At 64.4% G+C, this 19,872-nt stretch carries 19 protein-coding genes; 2 read left to right on the forward strand and 17 right to left on the reverse strand.

The features are described from left to right. Window positions 1-82 precede the first annotated feature (82 nt). Complete coding sequence (locus OKW37_RS05380; protein ID WP_187618022.1) at window positions 83-1,021, forward strand: DMT family transporter; 939 nt, start codon at window positions 83-85, stop codon at window positions 1,019-1,021. Window positions 1,022-1,320: 299 nt separating this feature from the next. On the opposite strand, the gene OKW37_RS05385 is transcribed toward OKW37_RS05380, so the two are convergent. The 17 genes from OKW37_RS05385 to OKW37_RS05465 all read right to left on the reverse strand — a co-directional run bounded on the left by OKW37_RS05385 (window position 1,321) and on the right by OKW37_RS05465 (window position 18,614). Next, entirely contained in the window at window positions 1,321-2,238 is a 918-nt protein-coding gene (locus OKW37_RS05385) for an MBL fold metallo-hydrolase (RefSeq protein WP_184062674.1), read from the reverse strand. Further along, window positions 2,235-2,708: a MaoC family dehydratase gene (locus tag OKW37_RS05390; RefSeq protein WP_187612558.1), complete on the reverse strand. Its 474-nt coding sequence runs from the start codon at window positions 2,706-2,708 to the stop codon at window positions 2,235-2,237. Before OKW37_RS05390 ends, OKW37_RS05385 begins: the two co-directional genes overlap by 4 nt. Further along, on the reverse strand, window positions 2,705-2,950 hold the full coding sequence (locus OKW37_RS05395; protein ID WP_429407668.1) for a DUF1289 domain-containing protein: 246 nt from the start codon (window positions 2,948-2,950) through the stop codon (window positions 2,705-2,707). Before OKW37_RS05395 ends, OKW37_RS05390 begins: the two co-directional genes overlap by 4 nt. 5 nt (window positions 2,951-2,955) lie before the next feature. Further along, window positions 2,956-3,477, reverse strand: coding sequence for a YbaK/EbsC family protein (locus tag OKW37_RS05400; RefSeq protein ID WP_429407666.1), 522 nt, complete (start codon window positions 3,475-3,477; stop codon window positions 2,956-2,958). A gap of 34 nt (window positions 3,478-3,511) precedes the next feature. Further along, window positions 3,512-4,438, reverse strand: coding sequence for a hydroxymethylglutaryl-CoA lyase (locus OKW37_RS05405; RefSeq protein WP_429407664.1), 927 nt, complete (start codon window positions 4,436-4,438; stop codon window positions 3,512-3,514). Window positions 4,439-4,554: 116 nt separating this feature from the next. Further along, complete coding sequence (locus OKW37_RS05410) at window positions 4,555-5,496, reverse strand: 2-hydroxyacid dehydrogenase (RefSeq protein WP_429407662.1); 942 nt, start codon at window positions 5,494-5,496, stop codon at window positions 4,555-4,557. A gap of 528 nt (window positions 5,497-6,024) precedes the next feature. After that, the gene (gene bioB / locus OKW37_RS05415) at window positions 6,025-7,125 is read right to left on the reverse strand and encodes a biotin synthase BioB (protein ID WP_429407660.1); all 1,101 of its coding nucleotides are present in this window, start codon (window positions 7,123-7,125) and stop codon (window positions 6,025-6,027) included. Between the two features lie 52 nt (window positions 7,126-7,177). Next, window positions 7,178-7,918, reverse strand: coding sequence for a dethiobiotin synthase (gene bioD, locus OKW37_RS05420; protein ID WP_429407658.1), 741 nt, complete (start codon window positions 7,916-7,918; stop codon window positions 7,178-7,180). Continuing rightward, entirely contained in the window at window positions 7,915-9,099 is a 1,185-nt protein-coding gene (gene bioF, locus OKW37_RS05425) for an 8-amino-7-oxononanoate synthase (protein ID WP_429347150.1), read from the reverse strand. Before bioF ends, bioD begins: the two co-directional genes overlap by 4 nt. Next, the gene (gene bioA, locus OKW37_RS05430; RefSeq protein ID WP_429407656.1) at window positions 9,099-10,460 is read right to left on the reverse strand and encodes an adenosylmethionine--8-amino-7-oxononanoate transaminase; all 1,362 of its coding nucleotides are present in this window, start codon (window positions 10,458-10,460) and stop codon (window positions 9,099-9,101) included. Before bioA ends, bioF begins: the two co-directional genes overlap by 1 nt. Before the next feature lie 352 nt (window positions 10,461-10,812). Beyond that, a complete protein-coding gene (locus OKW37_RS05435; protein WP_429407654.1) occupies window positions 10,813-12,120 on the reverse strand; it encodes a dienelactone hydrolase family protein in 1,308 nt (435 codons plus the stop codon). Between the two features lie 618 nt (window positions 12,121-12,738). Next, window positions 12,739-13,194, reverse strand: a complete 456-nt coding sequence (locus OKW37_RS05440; protein WP_429407652.1) for a YchJ family protein — start codon at window positions 13,192-13,194, stop codon at window positions 12,739-12,741. A 7-nt stretch (window positions 13,195-13,201) separates the two neighbouring features. Further along, on the reverse strand, window positions 13,202-14,332 hold the full coding sequence (locus OKW37_RS05445; protein ID WP_429407650.1) for an acyl-CoA dehydrogenase family protein: 1,131 nt from the start codon (window positions 14,330-14,332) through the stop codon (window positions 13,202-13,204). A 33-nt stretch (window positions 14,333-14,365) separates the two neighbouring features. Beyond that, on the reverse strand, window positions 14,366-15,043 hold the full coding sequence (locus tag OKW37_RS05450) for an SDR family oxidoreductase (RefSeq protein ID WP_429294398.1): 678 nt from the start codon (window positions 15,041-15,043) through the stop codon (window positions 14,366-14,368). Window positions 15,044-15,071: 28 nt separating this feature from the next. Further along, the gene (locus OKW37_RS05455) at window positions 15,072-16,280 is read right to left on the reverse strand and encodes an acetyl-CoA C-acetyltransferase (protein WP_429407648.1); all 1,209 of its coding nucleotides are present in this window, start codon (window positions 16,278-16,280) and stop codon (window positions 15,072-15,074) included. A gap of 72 nt (window positions 16,281-16,352) precedes the next feature. Further along, on the reverse strand, window positions 16,353-18,170 hold the full coding sequence (gene aceK / locus OKW37_RS05460) for a bifunctional isocitrate dehydrogenase kinase/phosphatase (protein ID WP_429407646.1): 1,818 nt from the start codon (window positions 18,168-18,170) through the stop codon (window positions 16,353-16,355). Window positions 18,171-18,209: 39 nt separating this feature from the next. Further along, entirely contained in the window at window positions 18,210-18,614 is a 405-nt protein-coding gene (locus OKW37_RS05465) for a MerR family transcriptional regulator (RefSeq protein ID WP_429407644.1), read from the reverse strand. A 158-nt stretch (window positions 18,615-18,772) separates the two neighbouring features. On the opposite strand from OKW37_RS05465, the gene OKW37_RS05470 reads away from it, so the two are divergent. Next, complete coding sequence (locus OKW37_RS05470; protein ID WP_429407642.1) at window positions 18,773-19,846, forward strand: MBL fold metallo-hydrolase; 1,074 nt, start codon at window positions 18,773-18,775, stop codon at window positions 19,844-19,846. The last annotated feature ends 26 nt before the right edge of the window (window positions 19,847-19,872 follow it).

Consider the following 19,872-nt stretch of genomic DNA (forward strand, 5'->3'; position numbering starts at 1 on the left):
GTAACGCTTAAGTTTAGCCATGTATTCGCGCGGGTGGATTAATTACACTGCCAGTTATGCAGTCACAATCCGGGATCGAATCATGGCTTCAAACAAGGCTTCCGTCACGACCTCGAGCAGTTCGCCCAGCGACATCCGCCGTGGCGCGGCGGAGATGAGCGTCGCGATGCTGATGTCGGGCACGATCGGCTGGCTCGTCGTGTCTTCGCAGCAAAGCCCCTTCAACGTGGTGTTTTTCCGCTGCATTTTCGGCGGCGCGACGCTCGCGCTCGTGTGCGCCGTACTCGGCCTGTTCCGCCGCGAGCTGTTTTCGTGGAAGATGCTCGGCCTCGCGTTGCTCGGCGGCGCGGCGATCGTCGTGAACTGGGTATTGCTGTTCGCCGCGTATTCACGCGCGTCGATCTCAATGGCGACGGCCGTCTACAACACGCAGCCGTTCATGTTGGTCGGCCTCGGCGCGCTGGTGTTTCGCGAGCGCATCAGCGCATCGACGATCGCGTGGCTCGTGGTCGCGTTCGTCGGGCTCGTGTTCGTCGTGAAGGTCGAGCCGGCCGTGCTCGCGGTGCCGGGGCAGTATCTGGTCGGCGTCGCCTATGCGGTCGGCGCGGCGGCGATGTACGCGGTGTCGTCGATCATCACGAAGCGGCTGAAGGGCACGCCGCCGCATCTGCTCGCGCTGATTCAGGTATCGCTCGGCGTGCTGTTGCTCGCGCCGTTCGTACGCTTCGACGCGTTGCCGGCAAACGGCGCGCAGTGGCTCGAACTGATCGTGCTCGGCGTCGTCCATACCGGTCTCATGTACGTGCTGCTGTATGGCGCGATCCAGAAGCTGCCGACGTCGATGACGGGCGCGTTGTCGTTCATCTATCCGGTGGTCGCGATCATCGTCGACCGGCTCGCGTTCGGACAGACGCTCGCATGGATTCAGGTGCTCGGCGCCGCGCTGATTCTGCTGGCGGCGGCGGGCGTCAATCTCGGGTGGCGGATCGTGCCGCAGAGAAAGCGCTTATCGTCCACGTGATGCCGATTCGACATTCAATCGGATATTGCTACGGATCCCGGAACAACGCGCAAGCGTTCAAGCGCCTAACGCCGTTTGATGACAGATCATGTATGCATTCGTAAAACGTGGCGTCTAATTTCTGTAGGGAAATCACCGATGCGATGCAAAAACCCACACGCGTATCATCGACAGCGACGCTGATCACGTCCAACAGATGTTCCGCCGCTCGCTTCGTCGAGCGGTTTTCTTTTTGGCAGCACGGTTTTGCGTTCCGGTGCGCTTTTCCAGCGCGCCGGTCGAAGCGGTCACATCACAGTTCAATGCCGCGCGAGAATGCGCGTGCCGTCCACTTCGAGCGGTCCATCGTTCGCCGCGAGCTCCCCGATCATTCCCTTCAGCAACGCGGGCCATTCGCCGCGCGGCTTCAGCATCGAGGCGGCCGCGCGCATCACGGCCGCGTCGTCGAGCATGCGCAAAAGCGTGTCCACGCTCATCTCGCGGACTTCGAGCAGCTTGAATACGATCAGCACCTTCAGCGCGTTCCTTGCGTTGCGCGCGGGATCGGCGCGCAACCAGGCGACGCGCGACATCGCGCGTTCGAGCGCCGCTTCGACCTGCGTGAACGGCGCGCCGTGGCCTGGGATGACGACGCGCACGTCGAGCGTTGCGATCAGGTCGAGCACGGCTTGCTGCTCGGCGAAGCCGCTTTCGCCTTCGAGTTCTGGAAAGATCACACCGAAGCCGTTTTCCCACAGCGCATCCGCGCTGATCAGCAAGCGTTCGTCCGCGCAATAGAGCATCAGCGAATGCGGATCGTGGCCGGGCGCGCCGAGCACCTGCCAGTCGAGTGCGCCCAGCCGCAAACGTGCGCCGGGTGCCAGCGTGCCGGTGAAGCCGAAGCGCTCGCAGGTTTGACCAGTCGCGCGAAAGCTGAGGCGAGTTTCGTCCCAGCCGCGCACGGCATCGGCTTCGGATGACGGAATCAGCGTGCGGCACGGCCACGTTGCCTGCAACAGTGCGTTGCCGCCGCAGTGATCCGAATGCAGATGCGTGTTGACGATCAGATCGAGCGGCCGCGTGCGCAACGCATTGCGTACCAGCGCGACCGTCTGCGATGCGTGCGTCGCATAGCCGGTATCGACCAGCGCGGCGCATGTGTCGTCGACGAGCAGCACGTTGTTCGACGACAGCCAGCCGCGTTCGAAAACCCGGATCGATGCGGGCAGCGCGATCATGGCGTGGCCGTGCTCGCGTGCGCGTTTGCGACTGCGTCGGGCTTCGGCATCACGAGGATCGTCGAGGTTCCCGTCAACATCAGCTCGCCGCGCTGATTGACCACCGAACCTTCGAGATAGGTCAGATCGCCGTTCAGGCTCGGCTTCCAGTGAGCGTCGCGCACACGCCACGTGATCGTCAGCGTGTCGTGCGCCTGCACTGCCTTCTTCAGCTTGATATCGAATTCGAGGCCGAGCGGTTGCGCGTAAGTAGAGAAATGCGTGGCGAGCAGCGCCATGAAATACGCGGTGGGTTGCGTGCCCGACGCGATCAAGCCTCCAAAGCGGCTTTGCGCGGCATACGCTTCATCGTGATGCAACGGGTTCAGATCGACGACGAGCGTCGCGAACGATTTGATCGAATCCACCGACAACTCGAGCGTCGAACTGAACGTCTCACCGGGCGTCACGATGCGCGGCGCGGCGTTCATTGCTTCTCCTTCGTCGTCGATGTCGTGCGCAGCGCCATTAACGTCGCGTGGCGCACTTCGATCGCGTCCCACACCGCGCGCTTCGCGTCGTTGTCGAGCGTCGACCAGCTGGCGATTTCGTCGATCGTGCGCAGGCATCCTTCGCACCAGCCGGTCGATGCATCCATCCTGCACACGCTGATGCACGGCGACGGCACGCAACCGCCGTCGTCCGTGTCGTCGTAATCGTTGCCGCTCGCCATCGTGTTCAGGCCGGCTCGCGCAACGCGACATCGACGACCGGCGCGCCTGTGAGCGAGATCAGCTCCTGCGCCGTCAGATTGAACACCGCGTGCGGATGACCGGCGGCCGCCCACAGGCTCTCCAGCTCGAGCAGATCCGCATCGATCAACGTGACCGGCTCGGTCGCGTGACCGACCGGGCACACGCCACCGATCGCATAGCCGGTTTTTTCGCGCACGAACTTCGCGTCCGCGCGGCCGATCTCGCCGACCTGCGCGGCCACTTTCTTTTCGTCGACACGATTCGCGCCGCTCGCGATCACGAGCACCGGCGCGTCGTCTTCGCGGCGCCGGAACAGGATCGACTTCGCGATCTGCGCGACCGAGCAGCCGAGTCCGGCGGCCGCTTCGGCGGAAGTCTTGCCGGTTTCCGGCAGCATCACGATTCGCCCCGCGTGACCGCGTTCGCGCAGCAGCAGCGCGACGCGGCGTGCCGAGTCGGGCAGCGCGGCGAAATCGTCGGAGTCGAAGGACGCGAGGTCGTTCATTGTTTGGGACCCTGAATGAAAATGGATGCTGCGGTTATACGCAGGTGTTTGCTTCGCTGCGCGCCTTCGCGAGCAGCGCTTTACCGGCGCGCGACACGTTGGACCGGCCGATCGCGTTCGAAATGAAGTCGCCGATTTCGACCACTTGCGCGAGGTCGATACCGGTCTCGATGCCGAGGCCGTTCATCAGATACAGCACGTCTTCGGTCGCGACGTTGCCGGTCGCGCCCTTCGCATACGGACAGCCGCCGAGCCCCGCGACCGACGCATGAAAAATCTCGACGCCTTCGAGCAGCGCCGCGTAGATGTTCGCGAGCGCCTGGCCATAGGTGTCGTGGAAGTGTCCCGACAGATGCTCGCGCGGAAACACGTCGGTCACGGCCTCGAACACTTCGCGGGTGCGCTTCGGCGTGCCGACGCCGATCGTGTCGGCGATATCGATCTCGTCGCAGCCGAGCGCCGCGAAGCGCTTGACGACGTCGACGACCGACGCGACCGGCACTTCGCCCTGGTACGGACAGCCGAGCGCGCATGACACGCTGCCGCGAATCCGCAGCTTATGTTGTTTCGCCACCGCGGCGACTGGCGCGAATCGCTCGATGCTCTCCGCGATGCTGCAGTTGATGTTCTTCCGCGAGAACGCCTCGCTCGCCGCGCCGAAGATGACGATCTCGTCGGCGCGCGCGGCGAGCGCGCCTTCGAAACCGCGCAGGTTCGGCGTCAGCACCGAGTAAATCGTGCCATCGCGGCGCTCGATGCCGGCCATCACGTCGGCGCCGTCGGCCATCTGCGGCACCCATTTCGGCGACACGAACGACGCCGCTTCGACGTTGGGGAAGCCCGCCGCCGACAGACGGTTGATCAGCTCGATCTTGGTCGCGGTCGGCACGAATTCCTTCTCGTTCTGCAGCCCGTCGCGCGGACCCACTTCGACGATTTTCACTTGCTTCGGTAAGGCCATGATGTGTCTCCGATCCGATGCGGTTTGATCGCTGTCCCATCCGGGATGGGTGCTGCCGCGTTGCTGCAATTCAATTCAGCCCGCACGCCTGCGACGCGTGCGGGCGCGGGTTTCACTCAGTAGCCGCGTTCCAGTTGCACTGCGCCGCTCACCTGCTCGCCGCGCATCATCGCGCCGATCTTGTCCGCGACCTGCGCGACGCTGTCCTCGCGCAACGTCAGCGCCGACGTGTGCGGCGTGATCGTGACGCGCGGCTCGCGCCAGAAAGGATGATCGGCGGGCAGCGGTTCCTCGCGGAACACGTCGAGCGTCGCGGCGGCGAGCTGGCCGCTCGCGAGCGCAGCGAGCAGATCCGCTTCGACGAGATGCGCGCCGCGCGCGACGTTGATCAGATATGCGCCGCGCGCGAGCTTCGCGAAGACTCGCGCATTCAGCACGCTTTCCGTGTCGGGTGTATGCGGCAGCAGATTGACGAGCACCTTCGCGCCGTCGAGGAAGCTATCGAATTGCGCGTCGCCGGCGAACGTCGCGATGCCATCGATCTGCTTCTCGCCGCGAGTAAAGCCGCGCACCGGCAGGCCGAACGAAGCGAGCGTTTGCGCGACCTGCGTGCCGAGCACGCCGAGCCCGAGCACAGCCACCGTGAACGTTGCGCGCGGATGCGGCTCGAGCACTTTCCAGCGGCGCTCGCCTTGCAGCACCTGATATTCGTCGAAGCGGCGCAGATAGCGCAGCACCGCATGCGTCACGTACTCGGCCATCTGCGAGCCCATGCCGGTATCTTCGAGGCGAATCAACGGCACCTCGGGCGGCAACGTGCCCGGATGCGCGCGTTCGAGCGCGAGAATCGCATCGACGCCAGCGCCGAGATTGAAGATCGCGCGCAGCGTATTGCGTCCGGCCAGCATCTCGCGCGGCGGACGCCAGACCACCGCGAAATCGGCTGGGCCGGTGTCGCCGGGCTTCCATTCGCGCAGCTCGGCGGCGGGCAGAGCGCGCGCAAAGTCGTGCAGCCACGCGGCGGCTTCGGTGTGCGGTGCGTAGAAGAGTATTTTCATGCGGTGCGGAATGCGTCGGCGTCGATGTGGGCGTGAGCGGGACGGACCCGGAGCGCGCGACGGCAATCGGACGACGCGTGCGGGATCGGGTCTCCTCCCGGTATGAACAGGCTTCATTCTACTTTTTCGACGCAAATCGCGCGCGTTTGCGCACGCACGTGCGCTTCGAGATGCATGCCGTGGTGGGCGTCGAGTTCGCGCGTACCCGCGCATTTCTTCGTTTGCCCGATAACGAAAGCACAAAAACCTGGTTCATCGATGCGCGACCGGGCGGGACAATGATTGCCTGGATTCCTTGCGCAGCGAGGCACGCACATGCTTTCATGCACCCGATCGATTGCGACAATTCCTAATTTGACGCAATTTGTATATTGATTAGGTTTCTTGAATTGCTGATCAAAGCTTCGCCATGAAAAACACCCCGAAGATTGGATCAACGTCCAACTTTCGGGGTGAATTTCGCCACTATGCGGCGACGCAGACCATTAGTTCGTGCACGCAGCGCATGCGGCTCAGCGGTTCCGCGACTCAATTCGCCACGCCGTGATCCCCATGCCCATGCGCACACCCATGCTCGCCCCCACTCTGCTCGACCGGCATCTGCTGCGCAGCCTCAGCGCGAATCCCCAGGCGCGCGAGCAGCTTGCGATCCGCTTCCGCCTGCGGGTTGCTCGTGGTCAGCAACTGATCGCCGTAGAAAATCGAATTCGCGCCTGCGAGGAAGCACATTGCCTGCAACGACTCATCCATCTGCTCGCGGCCGGCTGACAGACGCACCATCGCGCGCGGCATCGTGATGCGCGCAATCGCGATCGTGCGCACGAATTCGAACGGATCGATCGCTTCGGTCCCGGTCAGCGGCGTGCCTTGCACCTGCACCAGATTGTTGATCGGCACCGATTCCGGATACGGCTCCATGTTCGCGAGCTGCGCGATCAGCCCCGCGCGTTCGCGGCGCGATTCGCCCATACCGACGATGCCGCCGCAGCACACGTTGATGCCCGCGTCGCGCACGCGTTCGAGCGTGTCGAGGCGATCCTGGTACGTGCGCGTCGAAATGATCTGGCCGTAGAACTCCGGCGACGTATCGAGATTGTGGTTGTAGTAGTCGAGGCCCGCATCGCGCAGCGCTTGCGCCTGGTGCGTTTCGAGCATGCCGAGCGTCACGCAGGTTTCGAGGCCCATCGCCTTCACGCCGCGGATCATGTCCTTGATCGGCTCCAGATGGCGGTCCTTCGGATTGCGCCACGCGGCGCCCATGCAGAAGCGCGTTGCGCCGTTTTGCTTTGCGACCTGCGCGGCGGCCAGCACTTCGTCGACCGGCATCAGCTTGTCGGCGGCGAGACCCGTGTCGTGATGCACCGATTGCGGACAGTATGCGCAATCCTCTTCGCAGCCGCCGGTCTTGATCGACAGCAGCGTCGACAGTTGCACCGCATTGGCGTCGAAATGCTCGCGATGCGTTTGCTGCGCGCGAAACAGCAGGTCATTGAACGGCAGTTCGTACAACGCGACGATATCGGCGACGCGCCAGCGCGCGAGCGGTTTCGCTTCAGTAGCGGCGGCAGTCGGATTGCTGTTGGCGGCGCTCGCTTCGGCGGTGCCCGCTGCGATATTCAGTTGTGTCATGTGATCGATCCTCCTAAACGGATGAATTTGGGTTCGGCGCTGCGGGGCAGCGCTATGCCGCGCGCAATTGGCGCAGCGTTTGCAGAAGCCGTCGAATGTCGAGCTGTTGCGCTGCAAGCTCCGGCGACGGCGGGCTGATATGCGGCACGACGCCGAGCAACGGCGCGTCGTACGCTTGCGCGAAATGCACGCGAATCGACGCGATGTTTTCGTCGGGAAAGGTCATGTCCGGGTCGATGCGATTCGCGACCCAGCCCGCGAGCGTTAGACCGCGCGCGGCGATCGCTTCGGCAGTCAGCAGCGCGTGGCTGATGCAGCCGAGCCGCATGCCGACCACCAGCACCACCGGCAGCTTCAGCGCGACGGCGAGATCGGCGGTGTCCTGCGTCGCGGTCAACGGCACGCGAAAGCCGCCGACACCTTCGACAACGACCACCTCGGCGAGCTTCAACGCTTGGCTGTGGCACGCGACGATGTGCTCGAGATCGAACGAGACGTTTTCCAGCGCCGCCGCGATGTGCGGCGCGGCCGGTTCCCTCAGCAGATACGGCGTGCGCATGGCGGGCGGCAGCAGCACGCTCGACGCGGCATCGAGCTGATCCGCGTCATCGTTGTGCAGTACGCCGTTCACTTCGAGCGCGCCCGCCGCGATCGGCTTCATCGCGGCTGCCTGCAGGCCTTCGCGCACGAAGCCGCGCAATAGCGCCGACGACACGAAGGTCTTGCCGATTTCCGTATCGGTGCCGGTGACGAACAGCGACAGCGCGCCGTCATCGTTAATCATGTTGCTCATGCCGCGCGCGCTCCGACTTGTTGCAGGCCGGCCTCGAGCCGGTCGAGATCCGCATGGGAGTGCGCGGCCGACAGCGAGATGCGCAGGCGCGACGTGCCGGTCGGCACGGTCGGCGGACGGATCGCGGGCACCCACAGCCCCGCGCGATCGAGCGACGCGGCGATGTCGAGCGTCGCATCGTTCGCGCCGATGATCAGCGGTTGCACGGCCGTATGTGAATCGACGGGCAGCCACGGCGTCGCCTTCAGCATCGCGCGCGTGCGTTCGATCAGTTGCTGCAGATGCGCGCGGCGCGCATCGCCTTCCACGCCGCCGATGATGCGCAGACTCGCCGACACCGCATGCGCGGCCGCCGGCACCGACGCGGTCGTGAAGATATACGGACGCGCGCGCTGCACGAGCCATTCGATCACGGTCGCATGCGCGACGACGAACGCGCCGGAGACACCCGCCGCCTTGCCGAGCGTGCCGATCGAGATCAGATGCGGCGAGCGCAGCGCGGCCTGCGCGATCGCGCCACGGCCTTGCGGACCCAGTACGCCGAAGCCGTGCGCATCGTCGACGATCAGCCATGCGCCGTGCCGCTCGGCGAGTTCGAGCAAACGCGGCAGCGGCGCGATGTCGCCGTCCATGCTGAACACCGTGTCGGACACGATCACCTTGACGTCCGCCTCCGAAGCTTCGAGCATCGCGCTCAATGCATCCACGTCGCAGTGCGGATAGATCTGCACATCCGCGCGCGACAGCCGCGCGCCGTCGATCAGCGAAGCGTGATTGAGCGCATCGGAGAACAGCGTCGTGCCGCGGCCCGCGAGCGCGGTCAGCGTCGCGAGATTCGCCATATAGCCGGTGCTGAAATACAACGCGCGGGCGTCGTCGAGAAAGCCCCCGGCAAATTCGGCGAGATCGTCTTCGAGTTGCGCATGCGCACGCGAATGACCGCCGAGCAGATGCGAGCCGCCGCTGCCCGCGCCATACAGGCGCGCGCCTTCGGCGATCGCGTCGATCAATTGCGGATGCGCGGCAAGGCCCAGATAGTCGTTGCTCGCGAAGCCGATGATTTCACGGCCGTCGACCGTCATGTGCGCAGCGCATGGTGTGTCGGCGGTGCGCCGGCGTCGGCGCAGGCCGCGCGCGTCGATTTCCTTCAGGCCTTCGGCGAGTGTGTCGAGCAGATGCATCAGCGGGCCTCCGCGAGCGTGGCGTCGAAGGTGTCGCGCGTGCGCGTGGCGAGCAGCGCGAGTTCTTCGTCGTCGAGGATGTACGGCGGCATCAGGTACACGGTGGTGCCGATCGGGCGCAACAACAGCTCGCGTTGCAGCGCGTTTTCGAAGAAGCGGCGCGAGAACGTTTTGGCTTGCTGAGGATCGTCGATCATTGCGTCGAACGCGAAGATCGTGCCGCGCTGACGCAGATTGCGCACCTGCGCGTGCTCGACGAGCGGCGCGAGCGCGGCCGCGAGGGTCGCCGATTTGCGTGCGTTGGCGGCGAGCACGTCGTCGCTCGTGAACAGATCGAGCGTCGCGAGCGCGGCGCGGCACGCGAGCGGATTGCCGGTGTACGAGTGCGAGTGCAGGAAGCCGCGCGCGGTGTCGTCGTGATAGAAGGCCGCGAAGATCTCGTCGCGCGACAGCACGATCGACAGCGGCAGATAGCCGCCGCTGATGCCTTTCGACAGACACAGGAAGTCCGGCCACACGCCCGCCTGTTCGCACGCGAAGAACGTGCCGGTGCGGCCGCAGCCGACTGCGATTTCGTCGGCGATCAGATGCACGCCGTACCGGTCGCACAACGCGCGCAATCCGGCGACGTACGACGCGTCGTGCATCGCCATGCCGGCCGCGCATTGCACGAGCGGCTCGACGATCAGTGCGGCGATGCGGTTCGCGCGCGCCTCGAACAGCGCACGCACATGGTCGAGCGCGCGGCGCGCGACGTCGGCGGCGGTTTCGCCCGCTTGCGCGAGCCGCACATCGGGCGAGGCGACGACGTGGGCGTGACGAATCAGCGGATCGTACGCATCCTTGAACAGCGCGACGTCGGTCACGCCGAGCGCGCCGATCGTCTCGCCGTGATAGCTGTTGGCGATGCAGACGAATTCCTGCTTGTCGGCGTAGCCCCGGTTGCGCCAGCTGTGAAAGCTCATCTTCAGCGCGATCTCGACCGCCGACGCGCCATCCGACGCGAAGAACGCGTGGCCGAGCGTGTTGCCGGTCAACGCGTGCAGACGTTCCGCGAGTTCGACGGCGGGCTCGTGCGTGCAGCCGGCGAGCATCGCGTGTTCGAGCGTATCGAGCTGATCTTTCAGCGCCGCGTTGATGCGCGGGTTCGCATGACCGAACAGATTGACCCACCACGAACTGATCGCGTCGAGATAGCGATGACCGGCGCGATCGTACAGCCACGCGCCTTGACCGCGCGCGACGGGGATCAGCGGCAGACGTTCGTGGTGCTTCATCTGCGTGCACGGATGCCACACCGCGCGCAGGCTGCGGGCGACCCAATCTTCAGGGGCGACCGGGGGGACTGCTGACTTTTCCAAAGAGGTACTCCAGGGTGCTTTTTTGCCACGCACGCAAGCCTCGGCGAGTGCGCGGGGTCGAGATTAGCGGTTTATTTGGTCGCGCGCATCAACCGCGAAATGCTCGTTTTTCGCGGTGGCGTCGAGGTTTAGCATCGTTCGATGCAGCTCGTTCGATTTCGTGAGGGAAGCTCGCCAATCGACGGAGATAGCGACGTCAAAGTAATGGGCTGTTACTGGCCAGAATTTGGGGTGACGAGGTGTTTTTTGCGGGGGAACTGAGCGCACAAGAAAAAGCCCGCCAATACGGCGGGCTTGCGGCACATCAGAATCAGGCGCGATTCACGCCTCGATTCACGGCTCTATTCGTACTTCACTCCCGGCTCGCAATCGCTTTGCGCCCATTGGCATCGGCATCGCTTGCATCCGCCGTCTGCGAGTTCTGATTGCCCCACACGACCGCGTTATCGACCGCATACAACCGGCACGGATCGGAGCTCTGCTTCTGGCAATTCGTCACCGCCACCGACATCGGATCGTCGCCGCCCTCGGCCCACGACCACGCGCCCGAATCCGACACCGCGAACGCGCGGCTCGGATACTGATGCAGGAAGTTGCGATAGCCATTGCGGCCCTCGTTGTCGAGGTACGGCACCGAGTCGACCGCGTCGAGCGCGGCGAATCCGGTTGCCTTCGGCGCGGCCGGATCGGCGACGTGATACTGCACGGCAGTCGGCATACCGGCGCGCGCGAGGAACGCTTCGACGGCCGGCCACCATACGTGCACGCCGTCGCGGTCGCCGACCAGCCGATGCGCGTCGTTCTTGTAGTGGCCGAAGTCGACCATCTTCGCGCTGGCGCCGTGTGCGCCGTACGCGGCGTACATGCCCGCGACGAGCGGCGCGTTCCACACCGAATCGTTATCGCCATAGAGCCACAGCGACGGCACCGCAGTCTTCTCGCCGTACGCGCCGAATGCGCGCGTCAGATTGCCTTGCCAGTCTTCGCAGGCGTCCTGGCGCAGGCCGCCCGAGAAATTGATCAGCGCGCGCACGCCGGGCGCCGCTTCGGTCCCGTATGCGATCGTCGCAAGACCGCCATGCGAGGTGCCGGCCACCGCGATGTGCGTCGCGTCGACATAAGGTTGCTTCGACATGTAATCGATCGTCGCTGCGACGTCGCCGGCCTGGCCAAGGCCGTTGCGCTCGACGTCGCAGCCGTCCTGCTCGTACACGCCGTCCGAGTGACCGAAGCCCTGACGGTTCGGCGCGACGACGACGTAACCGCGGCGCACGAATTCGCGCGCGAACGGCAGCGGATCGCTGCGTTCCTGCGTGCGCGGGTCGCCCGGAATCTTGCCGTGGTTGAAGACGATCATCGGGAACGGGCCGGGGCCGTCCGGCTTGTAGATCGTGGTTTCAAGCGTGACCGTGCCGGCGGCGTCGACCGGCACGCGGATGATCTTTTCGTTCAGGTGAGCGGTGGGCAGGTAGACGTCGTCGTCCAGCGCGAGGCGCGGCACGCGGGCGCGCGACAGCGGTCCCTGGATGTCGCTCGACGGCGTCGCGTCGTGTGCGGAAAGGGACGAGTAGGCGAGCGGATCGGCATGCGCGATCGTGACAGCACACGTGGCCGCGGCGCAGATCGCCGCACACTTCGTCAGAACCTTGCTCAACACCATTGACGCACCTGCTTTAAAGACGTGTCCTGAACTCCGTGCTGTCCGGTTGCGCAAAACGCGGCTGACATTCAGCTTTCGTTCGCGATTTCGACACAAACAGACTCACTCGCGAACGTTGCGGGAAGCGCACGCACGCAAATCGAGATCGCACGGGATGAACCCAACGGCCGACGCGACCCCACGCGTCGAGGATGAACGTCACTTGATGCTGTCGGAGTCCGCGCGGCTCGCGTTCGATCAGCGGCCGGTCAGCCTTCCTTTGCATGTTGCGGAGCCGGTATGACCCGCTCTCGCAATGTGACGTCATGAAACTACGGACTCATCCTGGCACGACAATTTTGTTTTGTGCAATCAAGGAGAACCCGTGACGAAAAAATTGCTGCATGTGCGAACGAGGCTTCAAAGCCTTGCCGGGCAAGGGCCGGGGACATGTGGCGGGAAGCGGCGAGTAAAGGTCGTGTCAGTGCTGTGGTGCGAGGCCAACGAAGAAGCCCGCGAGAAAGGAACGAAAAAAGGCCTATGCAAAGGCCCTTATAAAGTTTGTCGAGAGCGGGTGAAAGGCACGAGAAAGCTTCGGCGCGTAATGCAGCGATTGCTTAATCGGCGCGTGCTCTTCATTTACTCATTGACGTCGCCATCGACATAACGCCAGCGGCCATCATCGCCGCGCACGAATCGACTCGATTCATGCAACCGATAAGCACGTCCCCCCACTTTGTAGCGGGCGATGAATTCGACGGTCGCGTGATCGGCATCGCTTTCGGCGAAGCCTTTGATCTGCAGTCCGAGCCAACGGGGCGCGTCGGGCACGGTGGGATCGACGTCGAGATCGGCGGGGCAGGTGCGGGGGTCCCACGTCGCGCGCAGGTAGTCGGTTGCACCGAGCACGTACGCGCTATAGCGCGAGCGCATCAGTTCGAGCGCGCGCGGCGCCGCTTCGCCGCCGTCGATATAGCGGCCGCAGCATTGCACGAAACGCGGGGCTTTGGTCGCGGTGTCCCCGCGTGCGTCGGGCGCGGCGCCGCCGCACGGACAGTCGACAGGTCTTTGCAGTGACAACAATGGCTTGTTCATTGAAATTTCAGTTGAGCCCGCGAGCGATCAGGATCTTCTGGATGTCGCTCGTGCCTTCGTAGATCTGGCACACGCGCACGTCGCGGTAAATCCGCTCGACCGGGAAGTCGCTCAGATAACCGTAGCCGCCGTGAATCTGCAAGGCGGCCGAGCAGATGCGCTCGGCCGCTTCGGAGGCGAACAGTTTTGCCATCGCGGCTTCGGTCAGACACGGCTGGCCCGCGTCCTTCAGCGATGCCGCGTGCCAGATCAATTGACGCGCGGCTTCGAGTTGGGTCGCCATGTCGGCAAGGCGAAACTGCACCGCCTGGTGCGAGAACAGCGGCGCGCCGAAGCTCTCGCGTTCTTTTGCGTAAGTCAGCGCCGCCTCGAACGCGGCGCGTGCCATGCCGACGCTTTGCGCGGCGATACCGATGCGCCCGCCTTCGAGACCCGACAACGCGATCCGGTAGCCTTCGCCTTCCGCGCCGATCAGGTTCGCGGCCGGCACGCGGCACGCCTCGAATACGATTTGCGCCGTATCCGACGAATGCTGGCCGAGCTTGTCTTCGACCCGCGCGACCACGTAGCCCGGTGTGCCGGTGGGCACGATGAACGCGCTGATGCCGCGCTTGCCAGCGGCCTTGTCGGTGACGGCCATCACGATCGCGACGTCGCCGTTCTTGCCGCTCGTGATGAACTGTTTGACGCCATTCAGCACGTACGCGTCGCCGTCGCGTGTCGCGGTGGTGCGCAGCGCCGACGCATCCGAGCCCGCTTGCGGCTCGGTCAGGCAGAACGCGCCGAGCATCTCGCCGCGCGCGAGCGGCGTGAGCCAGTCGCGCTTCTGCGCGTCGTTGCCATAGGTGAGCAGGATGCTGCACACGGGACAGTTGTTCACCGAGATCGCGGTCGACGTGCCGCCGTCGCCGGCCGCGATTTCTTCGAGGATCAACGCGAGCGCGAGCGCGTCCATGCCCGCGCCGCCATACGCTTCGGGCACCAGCACGCCATAAGCACCGAGCTCGGCGAGCTGCCGGTGCACGTCGCGCGGAAAGGTGCGCTCGCGGTCCCATTGCGCCGCGTACGGCGTGATCTCTTCGCGCACGAAGGTGCGCAGCGCGTCGCGCACCATCAGGTGATCCTGATCAAGCACCATGAGCGTGTCTCCGGTCCCATGCAACGTAGTTGTCTACCAGTCGAGCTGCGTGCCGTCGTGCTGAAAGAAGCGGCCGTGGAACGCGTCGCGCGATGCCGCCGCCTGCGCCAGCACCTCGCGCATGCCGGCGACGCTGCGCTCGGGATCGAGCGCGGCCTGCGCGCCGCCCATGTCGGTGCGCACCCAGCCGGGATGCAGCGACACGCAGGTCGCGCGCTGCGCGTCGAGCGACGCGAGCTTCAGCACGGCGTTCAGCGCCGCCTTGCTCGCGCGATACAGCCAGCCGGTCGTGCCGCTTGCATCGGCGATGCTGCCCATGCGACTCGAAATCACCGCGAGCACGCCGTCCGTTTCCTCGACGAGCGGCAGCAGGATTGGCAGCAACTGCATCGGGCCGCGCACGTTCGTGTGCATTACGTGATCGAAGTCCTCGGCGGTGATCGTTTCGATGCCTTCGGTGCGCGGACCGTAGACGCCCGACACCAGGATCGCGGCATCGAGCCGTTCGCCGTCGAGCTTCCAGCCGAGCGCCGCGATGTCTTCGGGCGCGGTGACGTCGAGCGCGAAGGTTTCGGCGCCGAGTTCGTTGAGCGCGTCGAGCGCGGCGCCGTCGCGCGCGGTCGCGAGCACGCGCCAGCCGCTCTTTCTGTACTGCCGGACGAATTCCTGGCCGATGCCACGCGATGCACCGACGATCAACACTGTTTTCATCGTATTCCTCGAAGATTTTGTGGATGCATCAGATCAGTTCGATACCCATCGCGGTCGCCTCGCCGCCGCCGATACACAGCGTCGCGACACCGCGCTTCAGACCGCGATTCTTCAGCGCGCCGATCAGCGTGACGAGAATGCGCGCGCCCGAGGCGCCGATCGGATGGCCTAACGCGCACGCGCCGCCGTTCACGTTGACCTTGTTGTGCGGTAAATCGTGCTCTTTCATCGCGGCCATCGTGACGACGGCGAACGCTTCGTTGATCTCGTACAGATCGACGTCGCCGGCGCGCCAGCCGTTCTTTCCGAGCAGCTTGCGGATCGCGCCGACCGGCGCGGTGGTGAACTTCGCGGGCGCCTGCGCGAACGTCGAATGACCGACGACGCGCGCGAGCGGCGCCACGCCGAGCCGTTTCGCGGTCGACTCGCGCATCATCACGAGCGCGGCCGCGCCGTCCGAGATCGACGACGAGTTCGCCGCCGTCACGGTGCCGGTCTTGCTGAACGCGGGCTTCAGCGTGGGGATCTTGTCGAGGTTGGCCTTGAACGGCTGCTCGTCGCGCGCGATCGTGACGTCACCCTTTCGGCCCGCTACGGTGACTGGCGCGATTTCCCAGTCGAACGAGCCGTCCTCGTTCGCGCGCTTTGCGCGGTTCAACGACTCGACCGCGAACGCATCCTGCGCCTCGCGCGTGAAGTCGAACGACGCCGCGCATTCCTCGGCGAACGCGCCCATCAGACGGCCTTTGTCGTAGGCGTCTTCAAGGCCGTCGTAGAACATGTGGTCGAGCACCTGGCCGTGGCCCATGCGCATGCCGCCGCGCGCTTTCGGCAACAGATACGGCGCGTTCGTCATGCTCTCCATGCCGCCCGCGACGATCACGTCGAGCGAGCCGGCGGCCAGCATGTCGTGCGCGAACATCGCCGCGCGCATGCCGGAGCCGCACATCTTGTTGACCGTCGTGCAGCCGGTGGCGAGCGGCAGACCCGCACCGAGCGCGGCCTGGCGCGCGGGCGCCTGGCCGAGGCCGGCGGGCAGCACGCAACCGATCACCGCTTCGTCGATCTGCTCGGGCTTCAGACCCGCTCGTTCTACGGCCGCCTTGATCGCGACCGCGCCGAGTTGCGGCGCGCTCAGCGACGCGAAGTCGCCCTGAAAGCCGGCCATCGGCGTGCGCGCCGCGCTGACGATTACGATTGGATCGGCGTTGATACCACTGTGGTTTGCGTCACTCATGTTCGAGCTCCTTGGTCATAGCTTGGATGGCTACCGCCGCGCGTTGCCCGCTGCGAACCCTTGTGGGATTCATCAAGCCACGCGCACATTTGGCTCGTTCGCCTGCGCATCGGCTGCTTCGGCGAACCGCTCCGGATAACGCACGCAGAAGCGCACGCTCCGGTCGTACGGGAAAAAATCGGGCAGCTCGCCCTTCAACAGAAAATCCTTGTATCGCTGCCACAGCTCGGGCTCGAAGAAATCCGCGTGATGCCGCATGAACGAGCGCCGCACGCGTGGATCGCCGAGCAGGAACGTGCCGTACGTCTCCGGGAAAATATCGTGCGGGCCTACCGCGTACCATGGCTCGTCCGACATTTCGTCTTCCTCGTTGCGCGGCGCCGGCACCGCACGCACGTTGCAGTCGGTCAGGTATTCGATCTCGTCGTAGTCGTAGAACACGACGCGGCCGTGTCGCGTGACACCGAAGTTCTTGTACAGCAAGTCGCCGGGGAAGATGTTCGCCTGGATCAGCTCCTTCACCGCGTCGCCGTATTCCTTGACGCCGTGCTCGACGTCGTCGTCGTTACCGTTCTCCAGGAACAGATTGAGCGGCACCATGCGTCGCTCGAGGTACAGATGGCGAATCACGAGGTTGTCGCCGTCGTACTCGATCAGCGACGGCACGTCCTTTTCGAGTTCGCGCAACAGCGTTTCGTCGAGCCGCGCGAGCGGCAGCGCGACGCTCGAATATTCGAGCGTGTCGGCCATCCGGCCGAGCCGGTCATGACGTTTGACGAGCAGATACTTCTGCTGGATCTGCGCGCGCGTGGTTTCCTTCGGCGGCGGAAAGTTGTCCTTGATCAGCTTGAACACGTAGGGGAACGACGGCAACGTGAACACCAGCATCACGAGCCCCTTGATGCCGGGCGCGACGATGAAGCGGTCGCTCGAATGCTTCAGGTGATGCAGCAGATCGCGATAGAACAGATTCTTGCCCTGCTTCTGCAGACCCACCGATGTATAGATTTCCGCCTTCGGCTTGCCCGGCATGATCGTGCGCAGAAACTCGACATACGCGGACGGCACTTCCATGTCGACCAGAAAATACGAGTGCGAGAAGCTGAAGATGATCAGCAACTGCTCGCGCTTGAGCAGCACGGTGTCGAGCGCGAGCACGCCCGGTTTCACGTGACGCAGCGGCACCGCGAACGGCAGCAGCGCCTCGCCGTTGATGATGCGCCCGACGATATATGCAGCCTTGTTGCGATAAAACAGCGACGACAACACGTGAATCTGGAAGTTCGGCGCTTCGTCGAACGTGCCGAACGCTTCGCGAATCGACTGCATCACGCAGGCGACGTCGCGCGTCAGATCCTCGAACGGCGGATCGAGCTGGAAGTTCGTGACGACCCGTTCGAGCGTTTCGGCAAGTCCATCAGTACCGGGGTAATACGCGCGATAAGTCGGCTTCGCGGCCGGTTCGTCGTTCTCGATGTATTCAGTCGAGATCGCCGGGCGCACGAAAATGAAATCGTTGTTGAAGTACGAGCGATGCAGGATCTTGCAGGAAACCGAATTAAAGAAGGTTTCCGCGCATTCCGGCTGACGGTGCGTGGTCAGGAGGCCGATGTAGTGCAGCTTGATCTGCTGCCACACTTCGCTGTCGATGTTCTCCGCGTCGTACTCGTCTTCGAGCAACTGAACGCATTCCTGCACGCGATCGTCGTACGACGTGATGCGGTCGCGCGCGAGCTTTTGCAGGCCGTGCCAGTCGCCGGCTTCGAACAGCGTCTTCGCGTGGATCGCCGCGTCGCGAAAGATCCGGTAGTGACGGTCGAACCCATCGAGCATCGTCTGCGCGACGTCGAAACCGATTTGCGACGATAACAGCTTGGGGAAGTGGTTCATCACGCGCGCTCCGCAAACGCCGGTCAGAGTCAGGCCGCTTCAGGCAGGCTTCGCGTCTTGCCTCGCGCCATCGAGCAGCGCGCGCGCCTGCGCTTCATACTGCGCGAGATCTTCGAGCGTCGCGTCGAGATCTTCTCGCTGACGTTCGAGCACTTCGCGATGACGCGCGACCGTCGCGAGGAACGCGTGCAACTGCGGTACGGTATCGGTCGGCGATTCGTAGACGTCGAGCAGGTCACGGATCTCCGACAGCGTGAAGCCGAGCCGCTTGCCGCGCAAGGTGAGCTTCAGACGCGTGCGGTCGCGGCCCGAATAGACGCGCCGCAAGCCGCTCGAACCCTCGCGGCTCGGTGAGAGTAAACCCTGGTCTTCGTAGAAACGGATCGCGCGCGGCGTGACGTCGAATTCGCGCGCGAGCTCGGTGATCGTGTATTGCATATTCATCGGGACATCTCGTGGCCGCTTGGTCGGCACAAAACCGGATTGGACGATAGAATCGACGTTTACGTTATCGTCAACCTGAGCGGAAAGCAACCACAACCCGGCCGACCGGCATCGCACACCTCGCCATGCCGGAGGGTCGTCGGAGGAAGACAGTCCCCATGAATGCACTCGAACACCAGCTCGAATACCCCTTCAACGACACGATGCCCGACGCGGGCCGCACGATGGAAGTCGCGCCCGGCGTGCTTTGGCTGCGCATGCCGCTGCCATTCGCGCTCGACCATATCAACCTGTGGCTGTTGCGCGATGAGATCGATGGCCAGCAAGGCTGGACCGTGGTCGATTGCGGCATCACGTCGGACACGATCAAGGCGAATTGGGAGAGCGTGTTCGAATCGGTGCTCGACGGCCTGCCGGTGCTGCGCGTGATCGTCACGCATTGCCATCCGGATCACATCGGCCTCGCGCATTGGGTGTGCGGCGGTGGCGATAAAAAGCGTTGGGACGCGCGACTGTGGATGACGCTTGGCGAATACATGCAGGCGCGCGTGATGGCGACCGGCGACGGCTCGAACGCGGGTGGCGAGGCCGCGGCGCGGCACTTCGCGCGGCACGGTCTGACCGACGCCGAATCGCTCGAGAAACTGCGCAATCGCAATAGCTACTACGCGAGCCTCGTGCCGGCGATTCCGGGGCAATACCGTCGTTTGCGCGAAGCCGAGGACGTGAGGATTGGCGGTAGGACGTGGCGCGTGGTGACGGGCTTCGGCCATTCGCCGGAACACTGTGCGCTGCACTGCGCGCAAACCGGCACGCTGATTTCCGGCGATATGGTGCTGCCGCGCATTTCGACCAACGTGTCGGTGTTCGATATCGAGCCTGAGGGTTCGCCGCTCGAACTGTATCTGGAGTCGCTCGGCCGCTACGAGACGATGCCTGAAGACACGCTCGTGCTGCCGTCGCATGGCAAGCCGTTTCGCGGCGTGCGCACGCGCATTCAGCAACTGCGCGAGCATCACGACGCGCGGCTCGCCGAAGTGCGCGAAGCATGTGCGGAAAAGCCGCGCAGCGCCGCCGATATCGTGCCGTTGATGTTCAAGCGCCAGCTCGATATCCATCAGATGACATTCGCGATGGGTGAGGCGCTCGCGCATTTGCATCTGCTGTGGCGGGCGGGGGATTTGAAGCGGACGCAGGATGCGGATGGGGTGATTCGGTTTGCGGCGGCGTGATCTTTTCGATTCGATGCGCTATATGA

It is taken from the genome of Paraburkholderia sp. MM5482-R2, from assembly GCF_050436125.1.
Taxonomy (GTDB): domain Bacteria; phylum Pseudomonadota; class Gammaproteobacteria; order Burkholderiales; family Burkholderiaceae; genus Paraburkholderia; species Paraburkholderia tuberum.